This is a genomic window from Flavobacterium sp. (genome assembly GCF_044338735.1).
In the GTDB taxonomy this organism is placed as follows: Bacteria; Bacteroidota; Bacteroidia; order Flavobacteriales; family Flavobacteriaceae; genus Flavobacterium.
Genome location: NZ_JBIIWV010000008.1, coordinates 21,593 through 27,712, shown reverse-complemented (window position 1 = coordinate 27,712; position 6,120 = coordinate 21,593). Strand labels below are relative to the sequence as shown.

7 protein-coding genes are annotated in these 6,120 nt (G+C 32.9%); all 7 read right to left on the bottom strand.

The window, feature by feature from the left end; genetic code table 11:
- Positions 1-101: 101 nt before the first annotated feature.
- Positions 102-1,349, bottom strand: coding sequence for a CinA family nicotinamide mononucleotide deamidase-related protein (locus ACIQZC_RS01330; RefSeq protein WP_396137437.1), 1,248 nt, complete (start codon positions 1,347-1,349; stop codon positions 102-104).
- Positions 1,350-1,370: 21 nt separating this feature from the next.
- Positions 1,371-1,715: an Hpt domain-containing protein gene (locus ACIQZC_RS01325; protein WP_396137436.1), complete on the bottom strand. Its 345-nt coding sequence runs from the start codon at positions 1,713-1,715 to the stop codon at positions 1,371-1,373.
- Position 1,716: 1 nt separating this feature from the next.
- The gene (locus ACIQZC_RS01320) at positions 1,717-2,328 is read right to left on the bottom strand and encodes a fumarylacetoacetate hydrolase family protein (protein ID WP_396137435.1); all 612 of its coding nucleotides are present in this window, start codon (positions 2,326-2,328) and stop codon (positions 1,717-1,719) included.
- 101 nt (positions 2,329-2,429) lie between these two features.
- On the bottom strand, positions 2,430-3,200 hold the full coding sequence (locus ACIQZC_RS01315) for an exonuclease domain-containing protein (protein WP_396137434.1): 771 nt from the start codon (positions 3,198-3,200) through the stop codon (positions 2,430-2,432).
- Positions 3,201-3,281: 81 nt separating this feature from the next.
- Positions 3,282-4,604 (bottom strand): dihydrolipoamide acetyltransferase family protein, encoded by a 1,323-nt coding sequence (locus tag ACIQZC_RS01310; protein ID WP_396137433.1) that lies wholly within the window; start codon positions 4,602-4,604, stop codon positions 3,282-3,284.
- 83 nt (positions 4,605-4,687) lie between these two features.
- The gene (locus ACIQZC_RS01305; protein WP_396137432.1) at positions 4,688-5,812 is read right to left on the bottom strand and encodes a glycosyltransferase family 2 protein; all 1,125 of its coding nucleotides are present in this window, start codon (positions 5,810-5,812) and stop codon (positions 4,688-4,690) included.
- A 27-nt stretch (positions 5,813-5,839) separates the two neighbouring features.
- Positions 5,840-6,097 carry a hypothetical protein gene (locus ACIQZC_RS01300; protein WP_396137431.1) on the bottom strand — a complete coding sequence of 86 codons (258 nt, stop codon included), beginning with the start codon at positions 6,095-6,097 and terminating at the stop codon, positions 5,840-5,842.
- Positions 6,098-6,120: the final 23 nt, after the last annotated feature.

Genomic DNA, 6,120 nt, shown 5'->3' with positions numbered 1-6,120 from the left:
TAAGTTCACAAACTCTTGACATTATTATTCAGCTTTATTTCGTTATCTAAAATCAGGGTGCAAAGAAACAAAATCGATTTCATATACACAACTATCTTTTATTATTTTTTTAAAATTTCTTTATAAACAAGTTCCAATGATTTACCAACAGCCCTATCTATTACCTTTTCACGAGGTTGACCAAAATTAAATTCTTCAACAAAAACACCCGCAGGAGTAGCAACTGCAATGAATACTATACCTAAATCTGAAGCTGAATCTCCTTTCGCTGGACCCGCATTTCCAGTTGTTGCAATGGCATAATCTACTTGCGCTAATTTTTGAATTCCTAATGCCATTTCTGTTGCCACTTGAGCGCTAACAACGCTATATTTGTCAATTGTTTTTTTTGAAACCCCTAAAACATCTATTTTGGTTTGTGTTGCATAACTTACCACACTTCCTTTAAAATAATTTGAAGCCCCAGAAACAGCCGTTAAAACAGCCGCTATCTTCCCTCCTGTACAACTTTCGGCAGTAGCTAACGTAAATCCTTTTTCGGTCATCGAACGTCCAAGCATCACTTCTATCGTTTCGTCTTCATTATAACCCACAATTATGTCATGAATTAATAAATCAAGCGTTTGAACTTGTTGAGCTATTGCTGCTTGAAGCAATTCCTTATCATCTCCCCTTGCTGTTAAACGTAATCTAACTTTTCCTGGACTTGGCAAATAAGCTAATTTGATGAAATCGGGTAACTTATCTTCCCATTCTTCAATTTGTTCAGCAATTAAACTTTCACCCGTTCCATACGTCATGATGGTTTGATGGATAATGTAGGGGCGTTTAAATTTTTGAACTAAATTAGTAATTACCTCATTATCAATCAAATATTTCATTTCATAAGGCACACCTGGCAACGAAATAAAAACGGTATTTTCTTTCTCCATCCACATTCCAGGAGCTGTTCCCATTTTATTAAACAACACTTTTGCAGTTGAAGGAATTAATGCTTGATCACGATTCATTTGGGTAATTGGACGTTTATAAATTCCTTCAATAATACTTTTTACATGCGTTAAAACAGCTTCATTTTCAATTAAAGCATCTTCAAAATAATCGCAAAATGTTTTCTTTGTAATATCGTCTTTTGTAGGTCCTAATCCGCCAGTAATTATAACTACTTCGACCTTATTTTGTAGATTTTGAAATGTATTTAAAATATGTTGTTTATCATCTGAAATAGACAACATTTCTTGCGTTGCAATTCCTATTTTGTCCAATGCTTTAGCAATGTAAGCCGAATTAGTATCTACAATTTGTCCAATAAGAATTTCATCACCAATAGTAACAATTGCTGCCTTCATTTATTTATCTTTTTTTGGAATTTACAGTTTAAAATCTTTTTTAATTTCCTTGATTGCTAAATCAATTCGATCCTTTAATGATTTATAAACTTCCTTAATTTCTTTACGTTTTCCTTCTGTTTTTGTCCAAGTCATAATTTGGATATTTTCTTCATAAGAAATATCCATTCCTAATAAATCAAGCGTTGGTTTTATTTTATGACATGCAGCATAGGTTCGGGTATAATCTTTATCTTCAATAGCGGTTTTAATTGATTTCATTTCTGCTGGAACTTCCTCTAAAAACAAAGACACTATTTGCAATGCAAAATCGGTATCATTCTCCGAAATTTCATACACTTTTGCAAGATTATACTGTAAAGCCATATTACTTAATTTGAATTTTAAAGAGTGATTTATGCTCTATAAACCCTTCTAAAACATCACCTTCTGATACTTTTGCAACCCCTTTTGGTGTTCCCGTAAAAATAATATCACCTTTTTTTAAGGTGAAAAATTGAGACACATAAGCTACTAAAGCATCTATATTCCATAACATCAACTCGGTATTTCCAACTTGTACCGATTGACCATTTGATTTCAACTCAAAGTTAATATTTTCCATAGAAGAAAATTCTTTTTTCGGTAAAAAGGCACCAATTACCGCTGAATGGTCAAATGCTTTTGCTTTTTCCCACGGTAATCCTTTTTCTTTGAGTTGGGCTTGAACATCTCTTGCTGTAAAATCGATTCCTAAACCTATTTCATCATAATATTTATGAGCAAATTTAGAATCTATATACTTTCCAACTTTACATATTTTAACCAATACCTCAACTTCATGATGTACATCGTTACTAAATGCCGGAATTACAAACGGTGTTTTTTTTGGTAAAACAGCGGTATCAGGCTTTAAAAAAATAACCGGCTCAGATGGGCGTTCGTTTTGTAATTCTGAAATATGATCAGCATAATTTCTTCCGATGCAAATGATTTTCATATATGTCTAATTTATCTCTGTTTTTAGTTCGCTACGAGAGCCTCAGCCAACTCGAAACTTCGAATACTTGAGCCAAATGGTGACTGAGGTTCTCGAAGTCACTATTTTGTATTTAACTTTCTTAATTTGATAGCGGTCAAAACTTTTTTAGTATAGAGCGGAAAATCAGCGTTTTGGATCCAGCCAAAATATCCCGGCTCCTTATCAAAAACATCATCTACTAAAGCTCCTTTGTGTTTTCCAAAAGTAAAAATTTCTTTTCCTTCGTTATTTAATGCGATGAATCCTGCGAAATCAACTGATTTTTTACGAGTTGTAAATTCAGATAACGATTTCATATCATTTTCCAAATTTTCGTATCGATCTAATTGTGCCTTCAAAATTTCATAAGTAGCCATAGTATCCGCCTCTGCACTGTGCGCGTTTTCAAGAGTATGTCCGCAATAAAATTTATAGGCTGCACTCAAAGTTCGCTCTTCCATTTTATGAAAAATGGTTTGAACATCAACAGAAACTCTATTTTTCATATCGAAATCAACTTCAGCACGTAATAATTCTTCAGCTAATAGCGGAATATCAAATCGATCCGAATTAAATCCAGCTAAATCCGAATCTTTAATCATGTTATGCACTTGAAAAGCTAAAGTAGCAAAAGTTGGCTCATTAGCTACTTTTTCGTCAGAAATGCCATGTACAGCGGTAGATTGAGGTGGAATTGGAATCGTAGGATTTACCAACCACGTTTTACTTTCTGTTGTTCCGTTTGGAAATACTTTAAAAATTGATATTTCTACAATTCGATCCTTTGCGACATCAATTCCTGTTGTTTCAAGATCAAAAAAGCAGATAGGACGTGTTAATTTTAATTCCATAGTTATTTTATATCTTACAAAGATAGAAAAACCCGACAGCTTTTAAAACTATCGGGTTCACTTATGTAAATTTGTGTAAAATTAAACTTCTCTATTCGGGTCAAAAGCTTCTAAGTATTCGGCAACACGTTTTACAAAACTTCCGCCTAGAGCGCCATCAACCACTCGATGATCATAGGAATGCGATAAGAACATTTTTTGACGTATTCCAATAAAATCACCTTCAGGAGTTTCAATAACCGCTGGTACTTTTCTGATAGCACCTAAAGCTAAAATACCTACTTGAGGTTGATTGATAATTGGTGTGCCAAAAACAGAACCAAAAGTTCCTACATTTGTTACTGTATATGTTCCGCCTTGTGTATCGTCTGGTTTTAATTTTCCTGCTTTTGCACGATTTCCTAGATCATTAACCGCTTTTGCCATTCCCACTAAATTCAATTGGTCTGCATTTTTAATTACAGGAACAATTAAATTTCCGTTTGGTAACGCTGCAGCCATTCCTAAATTGATGTTTTTACGTTTAATAATAAAATCACCATCAACCGAAATATTCATTCCTGGGAAATCTTTCAATGCTTTTGCAACCGCTTCCATGAAAATTGGAGTAAAAGTCAACTTCTCACCTTCTCTCTTTTCGAAAGTATTTTTAACTCTATCTCTCCATTTTACAATATTCGTCACGTCCACTTCAATAAACGACTGCACGTGAGCCGAAGTTTGTATCGAAGCTACCATGTAACCCGAAATCAACTTACGCATTCTGTCCATTTCTACAATCTCATCACCACCGTTTACTGAAATAGGAAGCCCCCCAGCCCCCGAAGGGGGAGTTTGAGCAACAATCTGTTGCGTTTTTTGTGTATTAACATTTGAACTTGCGACTTGCGACTTGCGACTTTCTATATATTTTAATAAATCTTCTTTATTGACGCGACCATCTTTACCTGAACCTGAAATAGATTCTAATTCAGTTAACGAAATTCCTTCTTCTTTGGCAATGTTTTTTACTAAAGGCGAAAAGAATTTAAGCCCCTCAGTCCCCAAAGGGGAAGCTTGACTAACGGTATCTATAATTTGGCTTACTTGATTTTCAATTTGTTGAGCAGGCTGCTTTTCTTCAACTGCTGCAGTCCCCCCTTCGGGGGTTAGGGGGCTTCCACCATCAGTTTCGATAATAGCTAAAGTTTGTCCTACCTGAACTAAGTCATCTGTTTTGAATAAAATTTCAACAAGTGTTCCTGCAACTTCTGAAGGCACTTCACTGTCTACTTTGTCAGTAGCAATTTCAAGTACAGCTTCATCCATTTCAATTTTATCTCCAACTTTTTTTAACCAGTTGGTCACAGTTGCTTCTGCAACGCTTTCACCCATTTTAGGTAATTTCAATTCAAACTTTGCCATATCTTTAAACTAAAGTTGTTATTCTTTGTTTGGTTTGCAAAAATACTAATTTTTCATTCTATTTTCATAGAAATTGACAATTTTTACAACAAAATTATTTGACCTCTATCATTAGAATTATTACTACCTATTAGATAATTTGAACTTGAAATATAATTCTTAAAACTCAAGTTCTGACTTCTATTTGACTGCATAAAAGTAATAATTTCGGTAAAGCTGAAAGCAGTGATGTCAAATATTATTTCAATATTTTTTTTACTTTGGTTCTTAAATTGATTTAAATCAGATAAATAAGTTATTTTTTTTGATAATTTTAAATCTAATTCAGCTTTTGAAAACACAACATATTCATCAATAGTTCGCTGTTTGTTCTTTTGCTGATTCTTTTTAAAAAGACTAAAAACGAAACTCCCAACTTGCATCATTACATCAAAAAACAAAGATTTTTTAAAATGTTTATTATAGAAAAATTGCATTGCTTCTTGAAAACGTTTCATATACGTTTCATCTCGAACGGTGCTTTCTCCTTTATAGTGAATTACCGAAGTATCGTGAAAATAATAATTAAATTTACCTGTTTTTAGTACCAAATAACTCAAATCGATATCATCTGAATACATAAAGCAATTTTCATCAAAACCACCAACTTCATGATACAATTCTCGTTTCATCATCATAAATGCCCCAACCAAAATATCAACATTTCCAGATTGATTTTCGGATAAGTGTTGTGCATAATATTTTCCAAAGTAATTTGAAATTTTATACAACCCAAAGATTTTTGTAAATGCCACCCAAGGCGATGGAACGCCGCGTTTACTTTCAGGAAGAAAATTACCTGTACCGTCGATTAATTTACAACCAATAATTCCGAGTTGGGAATTTGGAATTTGGGATTTGGAATTTAAAATTTTCGCAAAAGTATCTTCTGTAACAACGGTATCAGGATTTAAGATGCAAATATATTCGCCTTTAGCTTGAGCAACTCCGATATTATTTCCTTTTGGAAAACCAAAATTTGAAGCATTTTCAATAAGTTTGATATTTGGAAATTTGGCCTTCATCATTTCGCAACTGTCATCTGATGAAGCATTATCAATCACAATGATTTCTCCATCAATACCTTCCAATGCTTTTTGAACACTTAGAATGCATTGCTCTAAAAAATAGCGTACATTATAATTGAGTATGATTACTGATAATTTCATTTGGTAAAAGTAATAAGAATTTTAATTTTAAAAGATAAGATATCTATCAAGTAAAATTGGGTTTTTCTTATTATTCCAAAAAAGGATCAAATCAACTCTGAAATCTATTTCTGAAATTTTGAAATAAATAGTTGTTTGTTTTGAAATGACAAAAGAATATAATTGATTTTCAGATTCCCTTTTCGCAATTTTAGGATTTTCTGAAATTGATTGAAGACAATTTTGAACTAAAAGCCCAAATTTATCAACTTCCTTTTGATTCCATTTTTCAAAAATAAAATCCATTTCTTCCGAGAAAGTAATCTCTG

Excerpts from the sequence above, each read along its gene's own strand:
- ACIQZC_RS01330 (WP_396137437.1), bottom strand. The coding sequence starts at position 1,349 with ATGAAGGCAGCAATTGTTACTATTGGTGATGAAATTCTTATTGGACAA.
- ACIQZC_RS01325 (WP_396137436.1), bottom strand. The coding sequence starts at position 1,715 with ATGGCTTTACAGTATAATCTTGCAAAAGTGTATGAAATTTCGGAGAAT.
- ACIQZC_RS01320 (WP_396137435.1), bottom strand. The coding sequence starts at position 2,328 with ATGAAAATCATTTGCATCGGAAGAAATTATGCTGATCATATTTCAGAA.
- ACIQZC_RS01315 (WP_396137434.1), bottom strand. The coding sequence starts at position 3,200 with ATGGAATTAAAATTAACACGTCCTATCTGCTTTTTTGATCTTGAAACA.
- ACIQZC_RS01310 (WP_396137433.1), bottom strand. The coding sequence starts at position 4,604 with ATGGCAAAGTTTGAATTGAAATTACCTAAAATGGGTGAAAGCGTTGCA.
- ACIQZC_RS01305 (WP_396137432.1), bottom strand. The coding sequence starts at position 5,812 with ATGAAATTATCAGTAATCATACTCAATTATAATGTACGCTATTTTTTA.
- ACIQZC_RS01300 (WP_396137431.1), bottom strand. The coding sequence starts at position 6,097 with ATGGATTTTATTTTTGAAAAATGGAATCAAAAGGAAGTTGATAAATTT.